Source organism: Streptomyces celluloflavus (assembly GCA_000720995.1).
Classification (GTDB): domain Bacteria; phylum Actinomycetota; class Actinomycetes; order Streptomycetales; family Streptomycetaceae; genus Streptomyces; species Streptomyces celluloflavus.
In genome coordinates, this window is record JOEL01000034.1 from 12,347 (window position 1) to 27,277 (window position 14,931).

15 protein-coding genes are annotated in these 14,931 nt (G+C 75.2%); 3 read left to right on the top strand and 12 right to left on the bottom strand.

Annotated features, from left to right (window positions below; all coding sequences use genetic code 11):
• Positions 1-1,230, top strand: coding sequence for a hypothetical protein (locus tag IH09_RS25655; RefSeq protein ID WP_404827286.1), 1,230 nt, complete (start codon positions 1-3; stop codon positions 1,228-1,230).
• Between the two features lie 12 nt (positions 1,231-1,242).
• On the opposite strand, the gene IH09_RS25660 is transcribed toward IH09_RS25655, so the two are convergent.
• The 7 genes from IH09_RS25660 to IH09_RS25685 form a co-directional block, all read right to left on the bottom strand.
• Positions 1,243-1,761 carry a GNAT family N-acetyltransferase gene (locus IH09_RS25660; protein ID WP_052859852.1) on the bottom strand — a complete coding sequence of 173 codons (519 nt, stop codon included), beginning with the start codon at positions 1,759-1,761 and terminating at the stop codon, positions 1,243-1,245.
• 108 nt (positions 1,762-1,869) lie between these two features.
• The gene (locus tag IH09_RS25665) at positions 1,870-2,052 is read right to left on the bottom strand and encodes a hypothetical protein (protein ID WP_052859853.1); all 183 of its coding nucleotides are present in this window, start codon (positions 2,050-2,052) and stop codon (positions 1,870-1,872) included.
• Positions 1,971-2,144 (bottom strand): hypothetical protein, encoded by a 174-nt coding sequence (locus IH09_RS40710; RefSeq protein WP_404827287.1) that lies wholly within the window; start codon positions 2,142-2,144, stop codon positions 1,971-1,973. The genes IH09_RS25665 and IH09_RS40710 overlap by 82 nt, the downstream gene beginning before the upstream one ends.
• Before the next feature lie 24 nt (positions 2,145-2,168).
• Positions 2,169-3,380, bottom strand: coding sequence for a PDR/VanB family oxidoreductase (locus IH09_RS25670; protein WP_052859854.1), 1,212 nt, complete (start codon positions 3,378-3,380; stop codon positions 2,169-2,171).
• Position 3,381: 1 nt separating this feature from the next.
• Positions 3,382-4,296: a metal-dependent hydrolase gene (locus tag IH09_RS25675; protein WP_052859855.1), complete on the bottom strand. Its 915-nt coding sequence runs from the start codon at positions 4,294-4,296 to the stop codon at positions 3,382-3,384.
• Between the two features lie 140 nt (positions 4,297-4,436).
• The gene (locus tag IH09_RS25680; RefSeq protein ID WP_052859856.1) at positions 4,437-6,431 is read right to left on the bottom strand and encodes a hypothetical protein; all 1,995 of its coding nucleotides are present in this window, start codon (positions 6,429-6,431) and stop codon (positions 4,437-4,439) included.
• Between the two features lie 94 nt (positions 6,432-6,525).
• Entirely contained in the window at positions 6,526-6,774 is a 249-nt protein-coding gene (locus tag IH09_RS25685) for a DUF397 domain-containing protein (RefSeq protein ID WP_052859857.1), read from the bottom strand.
• Between the two features lie 513 nt (positions 6,775-7,287).
• Here IH09_RS25685 and IH09_RS25690 point away from each other — a divergent pair.
• Together IH09_RS25690 and IH09_RS25695 are read left to right on the top strand one after the other, a co-directional pair.
• On the top strand, positions 7,288-8,130 hold the full coding sequence (locus IH09_RS25690) for a GNAT family N-acetyltransferase (protein ID WP_052859858.1): 843 nt from the start codon (positions 7,288-7,290) through the stop codon (positions 8,128-8,130).
• Entirely contained in the window at positions 8,127-9,098 is a 972-nt protein-coding gene (locus IH09_RS25695) for a 1-acyl-sn-glycerol-3-phosphate acyltransferase (RefSeq protein ID WP_190233407.1), read from the top strand. The genes IH09_RS25690 and IH09_RS25695 overlap by 4 nt, the downstream gene beginning before the upstream one ends.
• Here the strand turns inward: IH09_RS25695 and IH09_RS25700 are convergent.
• From IH09_RS25700 to IH09_RS25720, 5 genes are all read right to left on the bottom strand, one after another.
• Positions 9,074-9,637 carry a winged helix-turn-helix domain-containing protein gene (locus tag IH09_RS25700; protein WP_052859859.1) on the bottom strand — a complete coding sequence of 188 codons (564 nt, stop codon included), beginning with the start codon at positions 9,635-9,637 and terminating at the stop codon, positions 9,074-9,076. The two genes, IH09_RS25695 and IH09_RS25700, sit on opposite strands and share 25 nt — an antisense overlap.
• A gap of 336 nt (positions 9,638-9,973) precedes the next feature.
• Positions 9,974-11,497, bottom strand: a complete 1,524-nt coding sequence (locus IH09_RS25705) for an ABC transporter ATP-binding protein (protein ID WP_052859860.1) — start codon at positions 11,495-11,497, stop codon at positions 9,974-9,976.
• Positions 11,494-12,339 carry an ABC transporter permease gene (locus IH09_RS25710; protein ID WP_052859861.1) on the bottom strand — a complete coding sequence of 282 codons (846 nt, stop codon included), beginning with the start codon at positions 12,337-12,339 and terminating at the stop codon, positions 11,494-11,496. Before IH09_RS25710 ends, IH09_RS25705 begins: the two co-directional genes overlap by 4 nt.
• A complete protein-coding gene (locus tag IH09_RS25715) occupies positions 12,336-13,346 on the bottom strand; it encodes an ABC transporter permease (RefSeq protein ID WP_052859862.1) in 1,011 nt (336 codons plus the stop codon). Before IH09_RS25715 ends, IH09_RS25710 begins: the two co-directional genes overlap by 4 nt.
• Entirely contained in the window at positions 13,343-14,887 is a 1,545-nt protein-coding gene (locus tag IH09_RS25720; protein ID WP_052859863.1) for an ABC transporter substrate-binding protein, read from the bottom strand. The genes IH09_RS25715 and IH09_RS25720 overlap by 4 nt, the downstream gene beginning before the upstream one ends.
• Positions 14,888-14,931: the final 44 nt, after the last annotated feature.

A 14,931-nucleotide genomic window follows, 5' to 3' on the forward strand; every position in this document is an offset into this window, starting at 1 on the left:
GTGGCATTGTCCGGACAACAGGGCGAACAGGACATCGGGCGGCCGGCCCTCCCGGACCCGCTCACTTCCGCACCGCGCAGCCCGGTCCCGGCACCGGCCCCGGCACCGCGGCCCGACGAGAAATGGGATCTGCCCGACGGCTTCGCCTGGGTCTACTACGCCGAGAACGGCTCCGACATCACCAAGCCGGTGATCATGGCCGACGCCTTCGGCCTGGGCAGGAGTGACCTGGGCCGGCTCCACCGGGGCCTGGAGACCGGCTTCCCGTTCCTGTCCGGCCTGCGCCACCGGGGCAGAACGGTCATCCTGCTCGGCTTCGACGAGCGCTCCGCGTCCCTCGTGGACAACGCGAACGCCGCGATCACCGCCGTACAGCGCACCATTGCCGAACAGCGCGACCACACGCGGCTGACCGTCGGCGGCTTCGGCACGGGCGGTCTGGTCACCCGCTACGCCCTGGCCAAACTGGAGCACACGGGTGCCGACCACTGCACCGGGCTGTACTTCTCCTACGACAGCCCGCACCGCGGCGGCGTCGTCCCCCTCGCGCTCCAGGCGTTCGCCCACTTCATCCCGGGGCCGGAGAACGACCTCGCCCGGCAGCTGAACAGCCCCGCTGCGCGCCAGACGCTGTGGCGGCACTACGACGCCGGGACCGGCGCGGTTCGCCCGGACCCCGAGCGGGAGAAGTTCCTCGACGCCCTGGGGCGGTTCGGCCGCTGGCCGCAGCTGCCCCGGACGATCGCCGTCGCCAACGGCGCAGGCGACGGCCGGGGCCTCCCTCTCCCGCCCGGCGACCTCGCACTGAAGATCAACGGCCCCGTCTTCCCCGGTACCGCCCTCTACATCCAGGGCGCGGGCGACGGCGTCCGGGTCGCCGACCTGAAGCGACTGCTGCCGCCCGCCGCCCAGCGGATCACCACCGACGGGTTCCCCGAACTGGACGGTGCCCCCGGCGGCACCCTCGATACCTACCGGCTCCTCGCCGAGAGACTCGGCGCCCACGGCGCGGAGACCGACCTGTGCCACCCCACGGTCTGCGCCGTCCCCTCGGTCAGCGCCGTCGCCATCCGCGACCTCGACCGGCACGGAGACCTGTACGCGGACATCGGCGGCCTCCCGCCCGAGCAGAGCGAACTCGACGAGTTCCACTGCTCCGCCACCAACACCGGCCACACCGCCATCACCCGGGAACTGTGCACCTGGATCATGGACCGGCTCCCGGCCTGACACGGCGAGCCGTCACGCCGCCAGCCGCTTCTCGAAGAGCGTGACGGCGTACCGGGCGCCGCCCGCCCCCTCCTTGGCCGGCTGCTTCCCGACGACGGTGTAGCCCGCGCCCTCGTAGTACGTGTGCAGCCGGGGGTTCGCCGCCCGGCAGTCCAGCCGGCTCAACTCCCGCCCGGCCGCGGCGATCCGCTGCTCCGAGTGCCGCAGCATCGCCCGTCCGGTCCCGGCCGGCGCGGCCGCGCGGTCCACCATCAGCCGGTGCAGATAGCCCGCCACCGGCGGCTGCGGCCCCCACGCGGGCTCGTCCCGCCACCACAGCTCGAAACCGCCGACGGTCCGCCCGGCCGCCTCCGCGAACCAGACCTCACCGTCCCGCACCCGCAGCCGGAAATGCTCCACATCCTTCTCGCCCGGCCGCCACTGGTCGATCCCGCAGGTCCGCATCCAGCGGGCCGCACCGTCGTACAGCCCGACCAGGGCCGCCAGATCGTCGCCACCGTCGCGGGCGAGCCGAAAAGTGATCATGTCCATGGAGGGATTGTGCCGCAGGGGCCGCAACCCCCCTGGGGGACGCCGTCCGGACGAGCGGCCGGAGGCCGTCGAGGGAGCGGAACCACCGGCCTCACCAGGATTTCCGGTTCACACCGGCCGCCTCCCCGGCGTCCCCAGCCGGACGACGAGTTCGCCGGACATACCGTCCGCCGGTTCGTCCTCCGCCAGGCCGGGGTCGTACGCGGCGCTCACCACCGCCGGCGCCGCGAGGTCGTGGACCAGCCGGCGCGCTCCGGTCCGCGGCGGGGGATACTGCGCCCGTCCGGCCACAGCAGCGCGGCGGTCTCGGCGAGCGAGATCCGGGAGCGCACCACCAGGGCCGGTCGCGGGGTGGGGGAGCCGATGCCGAGACGGCCGAGGATCTGCTCGCAGGCGGCCTGCCGTGATCACAGATCCAGCACCAGACCTCCGCCGCGGGCCCGGGAGACGCAGATCAGCAGCGAGTCCGCGCGTTCTGCGTCCGTCAGCAGCTGGTCGCGGTGGTCCACCTCCCCGGCCAGTACGCGCTGTTGGCAGGTGCCGCAGAACCCCCGCTCGCAGGAGTACGGCAGGTCCGGCAGCGCCTGCGCGCGGAGCGCCCGCAGCACGCTGGTGTCCGCGGGGACGGTGACCGTACGGCCGGAGCGCCGCAGCTCCACCTCGAAGGCGGTGTCACCGGCCGTGTCCGCACCGGCCGTCGCGGGTGCGGCCGGGGTGAACCGCTCGGTGTGCAGCGTCAGTCCCTCGGGGCCCGCGGGCAGCAGCTCGGCCACCGCGTCCATCAGCGGCTGGGGGCCGCAGCAGTAGACGGCCGCGTGTGGCGGGGCACCGGCGAGCGCCGCCGCGAGGTCCGGCCGGCCCGCCTCGTCCTCGGGCACCACCGTCAGCCGTCCGCCGCCGGACCCCGTGAACTCCCCGCTGCCTCCGAGTTTTTCGCTTCCCTCGGACTCCCCGTTCCCCGCCAGCTTCTCGATCTCCGTCAGGAACGGCATCGACGCCCGCGACCGCCCCGCGTACACCAGCCGCCACGGCACCCCCGCCGCCTCGGCCTGCCGCAGCATCGGCAGGATCGGGGTGATGCCGATACCGCCCGCGATGAAGAGATAGGCGTGGCACCCGGTGAGCCGGAAGCGGTTGCGCGGGCCGCGTACCTCGACGGTGGTGCCCTCGTGCAGCGCCTCGTGCACCTCCCGCGAACCGCCCCCGCCGTCCTCGATCAGCCGGGTGGCGATGGTGTACGAACCGCCGTCCGGCCCCGCCGCGTCGGCCGGTTCGCCGCAGAGCGAGTACGGGCGCACGGTGCCCGACGGCAGCACCAGATCGATGTGCGCGCCCGGCTCCCAGGCCGGCAGCCGCGCACCCGCCAGCCGCAGCGACACCACGCCGTCGGCCGCCATGGACCGCTCGGCGACCCGCAGCCGCAGCGGCGCCGGGCGGCCCGGGGCGCCGTCCCGGCCCCGGCCCCTGCCGGACACCGGCTCCTCCAGTGCGGGCAGCGGCCAGAGCGGGGACTCCTTGATCCGGCGCCGCAGCGCCCGGCGGGCGACCAGCGCGGCACCGGCGACGACGAGCGCGGTACGGACCCGGGGCGGAACGGGGAGAGCGGGCAGCACGGGCATCTCAGGCGCCTCCGGGGGACGTCGCCTCGGCCGCGACGGCGGCCGGTGAACGGTGGAGATAGGCGACGGCCTGCTCGGTGCTGCCGTGCTGTGAGGGGTGGTACGTCCGGCTCAGGTACTGCGGAACGGAACGGACCATCGCCCCGGCCGTCGGCAGTACGCCCTGCCGGCCGCCGCGCAGGAAGTCCCGGAACCCGGCCCTGCCGTCGAGCAGCGAGGGATCGTTCGCCATGAAGAACCGGATGCCGCGCTGCCACAGGAAGACCAGCGCGGTGAAGGCGGTCGCCCAGGTGCGGACCCGGCGCCGGTAGCTGCCGTCGAGATGCACGAAGAGGTCGAAGGCCACCGAGCGGTGCTCCACCTCCTCCGCACCGTGCCAGCGCAGCAGATCGAGCATCGTCGGATCGGCGCCCCGGGCGTCCAGCGCCTCGGCGTTGAGCACCCAGTCGCCCAGGAACGCGGTGTAGTGCTCGATCGCGGCGATCGTGGCGACCCGCTCCAGCAGCCACCACCGGCGGGCCCGCCCCGGCGGCAGGGTGCGGTCGCCGAGCAGCTTCTCGAAGAACCAGTCCACCTGCGCGGTGTACGGCTCCGGGTCCAGGCCCAGGGCCCGCAGATGCGGCAGGACGTCGTCGTGCGCCTGGGAGTGCATCGCCTCCTGGCCGATGAACCCGATGACGTCCGCGCGCAGCCGGGGATCGTGGATGTGGGGCAGCACCTGCTTGTAGACGTGCACGAACCAGCGTTCACCGGCGGGCAGCAGCAGATGCAGCACATCGATCGTGTGGGTGCTGGCCGGGTCACCGGGTATCCAGTGCAGCGGGGTGTCCGCCCAGTCGAAGGCGACGTTACGGGCCTTCAGCGGGATGTGCTCGGACGCGACCGGCTGGGGCCGCAACGAGGCCGTGTTAGACATGGTGTCAATGTACTGGCGAGTAAGCATCGGCAACAGCCCTCGGATACCGGAAAGAAGGGACCCGCCCCGGCGCTCACCACCACCGCCGGCGCCGCTCTTCCCGGCCGTGCCCCGACCGGTCCCCGTCGGCCCGGTCCCGCTCAGCGCAGTGTCGTCAGCCGCTCGCCGTCCGCCAGCCGGGCCGTCAGCTCCGCCCGGTCGCCCGCCTTCGCCGGAACCGCCAGGAACCGCCCGGCCGTCTGTCCGCGCACCCCGCCGGTCGCGGTGATCGAGGTGACCTGTTCGCTGCCCGCCGCCAGCAGCCACCACCGCCCGTCCGGATGTCCGCCGGTGGCCTTCCACAGCACCCCGGCCAGCACCCGCGGGGCCCGTGGCCCGCAGGCGGTGCCGCCGTCGGCACGGGCCACCGCCGCCCCCGGCGCCGCACCGGACCGGCCGCCCGCCGCGGGCGTCTGGATCTGCGCGAACGTGAGGCTGCCCGCGCCGCGCCAGGTCTCCGCGCGGGTGCACACCCACGTCGCGCTGCCCGCACCCCCGGGCAGCGGCTGGCGCGCGAACTCCCAGGAGTTCACCGCGCTCACGCCCTGCCCGCGCAGCGCCGCCAGCTGGCAGGCCGTCCGCGCCCACACCGTCCGCGCCCGCGCTCCGCTCACCGCCCCGGGCTCGCGCGGCGCGCCGTACGTCAGCCGCGCCGGGACCGGTTCGGCGAGGTCGGTCAGCAGCTCGCCGCCCGTCCGCAGCGCGGGCCACGCCGTGCACGTCGCCCCCGGGGCGGACGTCGGGACGGGGCCCGTCAGACCGTTCGCGTCGCGGTGCACCACCCGGCCCGCGGCGTCCGGCTTCAGCAGATCCACCAGTCGCGCCGAGGTCACCCAAGGGGCCGTCAGATAGCGGACGTTGCCGTGTGTGCGGCCCGCCACCACCGCGTCCGCCGATGTCCCCGCCGCGCCGTCCGTCCGCGCGAAGTCCAGCGTCGTACCGGAGCCGTCCGCGCCGTCCGCCGCCTCGGCGTACCGCACCACCCGCAGACCGTCGTGGAAGAGCACCACCACGGCGTGGTCCACCACGCCCGCGAACAGCAGTTGCGGAGGTCCCGCCGCGGGTCCGGCGGCGGTGCCGGGCGTCGCCGCGACCCGCACCCCGGACCCCGGCCGGGCCCACACCGCGAGCGCCCGCCGCAGCAGCTCCCGGTCGCGGACCCGGTCGCCGCGGGCCGGCCAGGCCGCGAAGTCCTGGCGCGCCGCGCTCCGCCAGGCGGTCGCGGCGGCCGCCGTCACCTTCGCCGGATCCAGGGCCGCCTGCGCCGCGGCGTTCCGGGCGTACGGCGGCGCGGCCGCACCACCCGGTCCGTCCGCACCCGCCGGGCCCCAGCCGCCACCGGGCAGCCCCAGCAGCCCGCCGCACACCAGCACCGCCGCGCCACCGGCCAGCACCGCCCGGACGTGCTGCCGCCGCCGGATCAGGTCCGTCGGCCGGGCCTGCAAGGCGCAGGGGTCGAACTCCGCCGACTCCACCGGCGACCGGTCCCGGCTGCCGGCCGGTGTCGCGACCCGCGCCGCCTCGGCCAGCGCCTCCCGGGTATCGGCCACCCCGGCGGCCGCCAGCACCCGGAGCGCGTCCGCCTCCGTCAGCCGTTCCGGACCGCACAGCGCGAACGCGGCCCGCCCCGGTGCGGAGAGCGCCGACAGCGCCTGCTCCAGGGCCAGTTCATCGGCGCCGCCGGACCGCGGGGAGAGCCGCAGTCCCCACACCCGGGGGAGTGGCGGCGGCGGTACGGGCAGCCACCGCCACCACCGCCGCCCGGTGCCGAGCGCGGTCCGCAGCACCCGCAGCCGTACGCAGGCGTAGCCGGGCGCGGCCGCCGGGTCCGGGTCGCCGCACGGGGCGGGCAGTGCGGGGCTGTGGGCGGGGGTGGGGGTGGGCCGGCGCGGCAGGGAACGCTGCACTACCGCATGGGCGGCGAGCACCCGACGGCTGCGGCTCGCGCCCGGCGGGAGGATGAGATAGGCCAGCCGCACCAGCCGTGGGTAGTGCTCGACCAGCGCGGCCTCGGCCTGTTCGACGTCGACGAGACCGTCGAAGCGGTCGGCGGAGGTGGGGTCCGGACGCGGGGTTGCCGCCTGCTGCTGCTCCACGTTCCGTAAAACGAGTGAATCCTGTGATGGTCACCGAGGGGCGCTTTCGCCCCGACGGGTGATCATCACAGGATTCCGGTCCCGCGCGGGTACCTCAGGCGCCGGGCGGCGGCCCCACTGCCAGGTCGAACTCGCCGTCCCGCGCGCCGAGGACGAAGGCGCGCCACTCCGCCTCGGTATAGCGCAACACCACCTCCGGCTCCGTGGAGTTGCGCATCGCCACCGCCCCGCGCTCCAGGAAGGCGATCTCCACCGCCTCCTCGGCCTCGCCGGGGGCGCGCTGCCAGGTGGCGTCGGAGATGTCGAGGGCGTAGAGCCACTCCTTCTCAGCTGCGGCACTCATACCGTGATCCCCTCGCTCGTGATCCGTCCCGGTCAGCGTACGCGGTGGCCGAGCGACGTTCCAGCGGCGCAATCCGGTCGTCCCGCGGCCCCCGGAGGGGGAGTTGGCGGCGGACGGACGCCGTTCCGGTGTCCCGTCCGAGGGGCGGGGCCGGCACTTCCCACCGCCGTCAGCGCCATGGACGCCGGGGCCGGCACCGGCGATCCCCCGAGCGTGCCGGGGCGAGCTGCCGGCCCTCGCACCCCGGCTACCAGTGTTCCGCGGAGCCTCATCCGTACGCTCCCTGCGCTTCACGCGCCCGGACGTCGGGCACGGGAACAGTCTTCCGGGTGGAGAACGCCAGGTCATGAGGTTACGCACCCGGGCCAGGGGGTACGTGGCACCACCTGTGCGCCCGGTACGGAACCCGGCCCGGCGTCCCCCACGACTCGGTACCACCCGTGGGCCCCGCACCCGTCCCGTCGGCTCACGCCCGTGACCCCACCGCCTCCCCACTCCCCAAGGAGGGCTCCCATGAGCAGGGCAACGACCGCGTCCACCGCCATATCCGCACCCGCCCCGGCCGCTTCCGGGACATCCACCCCGGAGGCACCCGCCACGCCACCGGCCCCCGCCGGCCCGGCCGCCGCCCCCGCCTACACCGCCGGGATCGCCGGCACCCCCGAGCGGATCCGGGCCGCGCAACGGCTGCGCCACCAGGTCTTCGGCGAGGAACTGGGCGCGACCCTGCACTCCCCGCTGGCCGGCCACGACATCGACGCCCTCGACGCGCTCGCCGACCACCTCGTCGTCACCCACACCGCCACCGGCGAGGCCGTCGGCACCTACCGGCTGCTGCCGCCCGGCCGCACCCCGCGGCTGTACTCCGACGGCGAGTTCGACCTCGGCGCCCTGGACGCGCTGCGCCCCTCGCTCATCGAGGCCGGGCGCTCCTGTGTGCACCCCGACCACCGCGGCGGCGCCGTCATCCAGCTGATGTGGGCCGCCCTCGCCCGCTACACCCTGCTCTCCGGCCACCGCTATCTGGCGGGCTGCGCCTCCGTCCCGCTCACCGACGGCGGCACCGCCGCCGCGCACGCCTGGGAGCTGGGCCGCACCCGCCACGCCGCACCGCCCGCGCTCCACGTCACCCCGCACCACCCCTGGGAGCCCGCCGCACCCCTCGCCGAGCTCGTGCCCGGCGGCCCCCGCGCCGCGCAACTGCCCCCGCTGCTGCGCGGCTATCTGCGGATCGGCGCCTGGATCTGCGGCGCGCCCGCGTACGACCCGGAGTTCGACTGCGCCGACTTCTTCGTCGTCCTGGACATGGCGCGGCTCGACGACCGCTACCGCCGCTACTTCCTGGAGCAGCGGTGAACGGCGCCTGGGACATCTGGTCCGCCTGCACCCCGCGGTGCGCCCGGCACGCCGTACCGCCGGTGCCGGCGGCCGAAGCCGCCCGGCGCGGCGCCGCGTTCGCCCGCGCGGTGCGGCGGGCGCTGGCGGTGCGCGGCACCCCGGCGGACGGCGGACGGCCGCCCGACCCGGCGCTGCTGCGCGCCCACGCCCGCGCGCTGCTCACCGCGCTCGGCATCCGCCTGGAGACCGCGGACGGCGGACTGCGGGTGCCGGCGGGCGGCGCCCCGGGGGCGGTACGGGGCGACGTACCGCGCCGAGCCGCCCCCGGGGCCGAGCGCCCCGGCGGCCCCGGCACCCTCGTCGTCGCCAACCACATCTCCTGGCTCGACATCCTCGCGCTGCTCGCCGTCGAACCGGTGACCCTGCTCGCCAAGCGCGAGGTCGGTGGCTGGCCGGTCGTCGGCGGCCTCGCACGCAGTGCCGGTACGCACTTCATCGACCGCACCAGCCCGCGCCAACTCCCGTACACCGTGGGCGAATTGACCGAACTGTTGGGCGCCGGGCACTCGGTGGCGGTCTTTCCGCAGGCCACCACCTGGTGCACCGCCGCCCAGGGCACCTTCCGCCGCGCCACCTTCCAGGCCGCGATCGACGCGGGCGCCCCCGTCCGGCCGGTCACCCTCACCTACACCCAGCACACCCGCCCCAGCACGGTGGCCGCGTTCTGCGGTACGGACACCTTCGTCGCCTCGCTGCGCCGGGTGCTCACCGCGCGCGGACTGACGGTACGGGTCGCGGCGCATCCGGGCCTGCCGGCCGGGCCCGACCGCCGCACCCTGGCGGCGCTGGCCCGGACGGCCGTCATGGGCGAGGCGCCGCGCCCCGTGTGGGACGTACCGGCCGTCCCGTGCCCGCCGGTTGACGGCGCACGGGTACCGGAGCCGGCCCCGGCACCGGCGTCTCAGATCCCCGGAACGTACTTGTAGCCGACCCGCCGCACCGTCACGATCGACGACCGGTGCTCGACGCCCAACTTGCGGCGCAGCCGGGCGATGTGGACATCGACGGTGCGGCCGTCGCCCACGTGGCCGTATCCCCACACCGTGGTCACCAGTTGGTCGCGGGTGTGCACCCGGTGCGGATGCGCGACCAGATGGGCCAGCAGCTCGAATTCGAGGTAGGTCAGGTCCAGTGCCCGGCCCTGGACCCGCACGGTCCGCTGTTCGGGGTCGATCCGCACGGTCTCGTCGCCGGTGGTCACCGGCCGTTCGGCGGTCCGCTGCGGGCCGGTGGCGGCCTGGTCGGCGGGTACGAGCACCAGATAGCCGACCATCGGCGGCTGGCCCGGCAGTACGGGGAGGGTGTGCGGTGGCGCCGGCAGCCAGGTCGCGCCGGAGTTCAGGAGTTCGGCGACGGGCGGCACCTCGTCGGGCGCCACGGCGCGCAACCGCTGGCGGTGCTGGGCGGGGATGGTGGAGAGGGGAGCGGCGGCGGAAGGGGCGGGCAGTGTACGGACGTTCGTCATCAGGGGTCAGCTCTTTCGCGCAGTGGGCCGTCAGGGACGTCATGCGCGCGGGCAGGGCTGGGGACGCCGGTCAGCGGCGTCGGGAAAGGGGGTGCGGGCCCGCGCTCAGTGCGCGCGGCAACACAGACGGTCGTACGCGTGCGCCTGCCGGGAGGGCCAGAAAGGCTCAAGGTCGCTGCGACCTGTCGCGGTATCGGTGAGGCTGGCCATGCGCCCTATTGAACCAGACAGTCGGTGATCTGTCCCTCGTACTGGCGTCGGTTTCCGCTCACACCGGTGCCACGGCCGCCGCGGATGCCGTCGGGCGGCGTCCGCGGCGGGACGGCGGTCGCGCCCTCACCGCTCTTCGGCGTCCGCCACGTCCCCGCTCGGCCCCGCCGTGTGGATGCGTCCCGCGTCGAGGCGGTGGACGGTGTCGGTGTAGGCGGCGACGAGGTCCAGCTCATGGCTGACGAGCACGAGTGTCAGCCGGCGTTCGGTGCGCAGCCGGGTCAGCAGCTCCATGACCGCGACGGCGGTCGCCGGGTCGAGTGCGGAGGTGACCTCGTCGCAGAGCAGGAGGTCGGGTTCGGCGGCGAGGGCGCGGGCGATGGAGGCGCGCTGGCGCTGCCCGCCGGACAGCTCGTGGGGATAGCGGTGGGCGAAGTCGCGGGGGAGACCGACGTCGTCGAGGAGCCGGCCGACCCGGTCGGGGCGCTCCGCCCGGCCGGCGGTCCGGTGGAGCTGCAGCGGGCGGGTGAGGGACGCGCCGATGGTGCGGGCGGGGTTGAGGGCACCGAGGGGGTTCTGCGGGACCAGCTGGATGCGCCGCTGCTGGTCGCGGCTCCGCTTGCGGACGGGTACCGGCAGGGGCTCGCCGTGCCAGGTGAGCGTGCCGGAGACCGGCGTCTGGAGCCCCGCCAGCGTCCGCAGGAGGGTGGATTTGCCGGATCCGGAGGGGCCGATGATGCCGGTGGCGGTGCCGGCCGGGGCGTGGAAGTCCGCGTCCCGCAGCGCGTGGTGGGTGTGGCCCTGGTGGGTGAAGGCGACGGACAGGTCCGTGGCGCGCAGGCCGTCGGCGGCGGGGGCGGCGGCCGGTGCGGGAAGGACGGTCCGCTCCGGCGTTCCGGCGGGGTTCCCGGGCGTTCCGGCGGGGGCGCCGAGAACGGTGACGGCGTCGGCGCACGCCTCGACGAGCCGGGGGTCGTGGCAGGCCAGGACGATGGCGACACCGCGGTCGGTGGCGAGGCGCCGCAGGAGGCCGGCGATCTCGTCGCGCAGGGCGTTGTCGAGTCCGGCGGTGGGTTCGTCCAGCAGGAGGACGTCGGGCTGCCGGGCCAGGGCGCGGGCGAGGGCGAGCCGGCGCTGCTGTCCGCCGGACAGCGCCCCCGGGCGGTGATGGACGAGCGTCTCGGGCAGCCGGCATTCGGCCAGCAGCGCCGCGACGGCCGCGGGCGAGCGGTCGACGGCGACCTCGGCGATCAGACGGCCCGCGCGCATCCGGGGGTTGAGGGCGGAGCCGGGGTCCTGGCCGACGTAGGCGACGCGGTGGCGGCGGAGCGCGCGCAGCGCGTCGGGCGCGAGCGCGAAGACGTCCTGGCCGAGGACCGACACGGTGCCGGAGGTGACGCGCGCACCGTGCGGGAGGTCGCCGATGAGGGCGCGCAGCAGGGTGGTCTTGCCGGAGCCGGAGGGGCCGGTGAGGGCCGTGACCGTGCCGGCCCGCACGGTGAGGCTGCCGGCGCGCAGCAGGACCGGGCCGTCGGGCAGGGCCACTTCGAGACCGGTCACGGTGACCGGCGGCGGGGCGTCGGGCAGGTCCGTCCGGCCGTCCCGGGGTATGCGGTCGGTGGGGGTGGCGGGGTGCCGGGTGGTGGTCATCGAAGGGCAGCCTTGCGTGCGGCGGCGGGGGCCAGTGCATCAGTGGCGAGGTTGACGCCGATGGCGAGCAGGCCGATGGCGAGGGCGGGGGCGACGACGGCCCAGGGGTTGAGGAGGATGCCGGGCGCGTTCTCCCGGATCATCAACGCCCAGTCCGCCTCGGGGGGCTGGGGCCCGAGTTGCAGGAAACCGGCCATGGAGATGACGTACACGGCGTCGACGAAGCGCAGGCCGAACAGGGCGAGCACGGTGGCGCGCAGATTGGGCAGGATCTCCCGGAGCGCCAGATGCCCCACGCGTTCCCCGCTCGCGACGGCCGCCTCGACGAACCCGGTGGCGGCGAGCGGGGCGGCGGCGCCGGCGACGATCCGTACCGCGTACGGGGTGCCCAGCACGATGGCGGCCACGGTGATCGCCAGGCGCCCGCCGCCGGGCCAGGCCAGGGCGAGCAGCATGATGCCGAGCACCGGCGGCAGCAGGATGGCGGTGTCCGCGGCGCGTTCGACGAGCCGTCCGGTGCGCGGGCTGACGGCGGCGAAGCAGCCGAGCAGGGTGGCCAGCAGCGTGACCACGGCCGCGACCGTCAGGGCGCCGGCGATGAGGGCGCCGCCCCCGTGGAGGAGGCGGCTCAGTACGTCCCGGCCGAGCTGGTCGCCGCCCAGCAGCGCGTCCGCGCCGGCCTCGCCGTAGGGGGCGGTGACGGGCTTGTCGACGGGCTCCGCGGCGAGCAGCGGACCGGCCAGGGCGGCCAGGACGAGCAGCGCGGCGGGGGCGGTGCGGAGCAGGGCCCCCGGCCGGGCGCGGCGCCGGCGCCGGCCGTCGGACACGGTCGCGGCGCTCATGAGCGGGCTCCCAGGGTGCGGGCGCGGACGAGGTCGGCGAGGAGCAGGACGACCGTGATGACGGCGGCGGCGCAGGCGACGACGCCCGCGATGACCGGGGTGTCGCGGTCCGCGACGGCGCCGGCCAGCACGGTGCCGATACCGGGGTAGTTGAAGAGGGTTTCGACGACGACGGCGCCGCCGAGCAGCATGCCGGTGGAGGTGGCGACGCCGGTGGCGATGGCGGGCCAGGCGCCGGGCAGGGCGTGCCGCAGCAGGACGCGCGAGGTGGACAGGCCGTCGAGGCGGGCCGCTTCGACGTGCGGGGCGGCGGCCTGGTCGGCGAGGGCGGCGCGGACGATGCGGGTGTTCCAGCCGGTCTGCGGGACGGCCAGGGCCAGCACGGGCATGACGAGCATGGTCCAGGTGGCGGGCGCGCCGTCGGCGCCGGTGACGGTGGCGGCGGGCAGCCAGCCGGTCCACAGGGACAGCACCAGCAGCAGGCCGATGGAGACCACGAACTCGGGCAGTGCGAAGGCCGCGGTGGAGGTGAGATCCACGATGCGGTCCACCGCGCCCCGGGGGCGTGCGGCGGCCCAGATGCCCAGGGCGAGGGCGCCGAGCACGGTCAGGACGAAGGCGGTGCCGCCCAGGAGCAGGGTGTTGGGCAGGGGAGCGGCGAGCAGGTCGGTGACGTGCTGGCCCCGGGCGGAGGTGCCCAGGTCGCCGGTGGGCAGGGCGGTGATCCAGTCCCGGAAACGTTCCCACACGGGCCGGTCCAGGCCCAGCAGATGGCGGCGGGCGGCGAGGCCGGCGGTGCCCTCACCGCGTTCGGAGGTGGCCGAGGCCGCGTCGCCGGGCAGCAGCTCGATCGCGGCGAACACCACGGCGAGCAGGACCAGCAGCATCACGAGGCGCTTGGCGAGTACGGCGGCGACGCGGGCCGCCAGGGTGCCCGCCCGGCGCGCGGCCGAGGCCGTCACGGGCCGGGCGGCGGCCTCGGCCGGAGGCGCGGTGGTGTCGGTCACCGGGACAGCCAGACGTTTTCGAGCTGGACGCGTCCGTAGCCGGGGAGTTGGGGCAGGCGGTGCACCTTGGGCGCGGCCAGGTCGATTCCGTCGGCCATGCCCCACAGGAGGTAGCCGGACCGGTCGTGCTCGATCTGCTGGAGGTCGCGCAGGGCGGCGGTGCGGGCCTCGGGGGCGCCGGTGGCGATGGCCTTGTGGTAGGCGGCGTCGAAGTCCTTGTCCGACCAGCCGGCTTCGTTCTGCCCGGATCCGGTGGTCATGGTCTTGGACGCGAAGAAGACCACGGAGTCGTTGGTGCCCCAGTAGTTGGTGTAGAAGTCGCCCTTGAGCCAGGTCTTGTCGTAGAAGGTGCCGGACTCCTGCTTGACGACCTCGACCTTGACGCCGGCCTCGCGGGCCTGGGCGGCGAACAGGGTGGCGGACTCCGCGAGCCCGGCGATGTCCTCGGTGGTGACCAGCTGGTAGGTCTTGCCGAAGTCGAACCCGGCGTCCGTGAGCAGCTGTTTGGCCTTGGCGAGGTCGCGGGTGCGCTGCGGGATGTTCTTGGCGTAGCCGGGGTCGCCGGTGCCCAGGATGTCGTTGGCGACGGTGCCGTATCCGGACAGGACCTGCTTGACCATGGCCTCGCGGTCCACGATCAGCTTCATCGCCTCGCGGACCCTGGCATCGGCGAACGGGCCGCCGGAGGTGCGCATCACGAGGGGCATCGCCATATCGTTCGGGCGCCGGATGACCTGGATGTCCTTGCGCGCGTCGGCGGTGCGGGCCGCGACGGCGCCGGCGTTGGAGGCCAGGTCGATCTGACCGGACAGCATCGCGTTCGCCATGGCCTGGGGGCTTTCGAACATGGTCACCTCGATGGCGTCGAGCGGGACCGGGCCGCCGTGCCAGTGCTCGTTGCGCAGCAGCCGGGCGTTGCCGCCGCGGTACCAGTCGAGCTTGAACGGGCCGGTGCCCGGAGCCTTGGCGATGTCCTTGTCGGGGGTGTCCTTCTTGAGGATGAACGTCGACAGGCGGGTGATCATGGGGAGTTCGGCGTTGGCGAAGTCGGAGACGAGGACGACGGTGTCCTTGCCGTCGGCGGTGATGTGGTCCGCCGTGATGCCGGGCAGGCGGGCGGCTCCGGCGGGGGTGTTGCGCAGGCGGCGCAGCGACCAGACCACGTCCTCGGCGGTGACCGGGCTCCCGTCGTGGAACGTCGCCCCCTTGGCGATGGTGAAGCGCCAGGTCTTGAGGTCCGCCGAGGGCTTCCAGGCGGAGGCGAGGCGGCCGACGGTGTTCTGCTTGAGACCGGGTGCGGTGAGGGTGTCGTAGACCAGGGCGATGACGAGGTAGTCGCTCTCGTTGCCCTGATTGCCGTGCGGGTCGCGGGTGATGGCGGAGGCGCGGCCCAGGGCGCCGACGCGCAGGGTGCCGCCCTTCTGCGGAGTGCCGCCGGAACCGGAGGACGCCGCGTCCTTGCCGCCCCCGCAGGCGGCGAGCAGCGCGGCCGCGCCCATGCCGCCGCCGGCCCACAGCACCTGGCGCCTGTTCCAGTCCACGTCGCCCTCGCTCCACTCGTCCGCAAATTCTTAGGGTTGCCTAT

Excerpts from the sequence above, each read along its gene's own strand:
- IH09_RS25660 (WP_052859852.1), bottom strand. The coding sequence starts at position 1,761 with ATGGACATGATCACTTTTCGGCTCGCCCGCGACGGTGGCGACGATCTG.
- IH09_RS25670 (WP_052859854.1), bottom strand. The coding sequence starts at position 3,380 with ATGCCCGTGCTGCCCGCTCTCCCCGTTCCGCCCCGGGTCCGTACCGCG.
- IH09_RS25675 (WP_052859855.1), bottom strand. The coding sequence starts at position 4,296 with ATGTCTAACACGGCCTCGTTGCGGCCCCAGCCGGTCGCGTCCGAGCAC.
- IH09_RS25685 (WP_052859857.1), bottom strand. The coding sequence starts at position 6,774 with ATGAGTGCCGCAGCTGAGAAGGAGTGGCTCTACGCCCTCGACATCTCC.
- IH09_RS25690 (WP_052859858.1), top strand. The coding sequence starts at position 7,288 with ATGAGCAGGGCAACGACCGCGTCCACCGCCATATCCGCACCCGCCCCG.
- IH09_RS25700 (WP_052859859.1), bottom strand. The coding sequence starts at position 9,637 with ATGACGAACGTCCGTACACTGCCCGCCCCTTCCGCCGCCGCTCCCCTC.
- IH09_RS25705 (WP_052859860.1), bottom strand. The coding sequence starts at position 11,497 with ATGACCACCACCCGGCACCCCGCCACCCCCACCGACCGCATACCCCGG.
- IH09_RS25710 (WP_052859861.1), bottom strand. The coding sequence starts at position 12,339 with ATGAGCGCCGCGACCGTGTCCGACGGCCGGCGCCGGCGCCGCGCCCGG.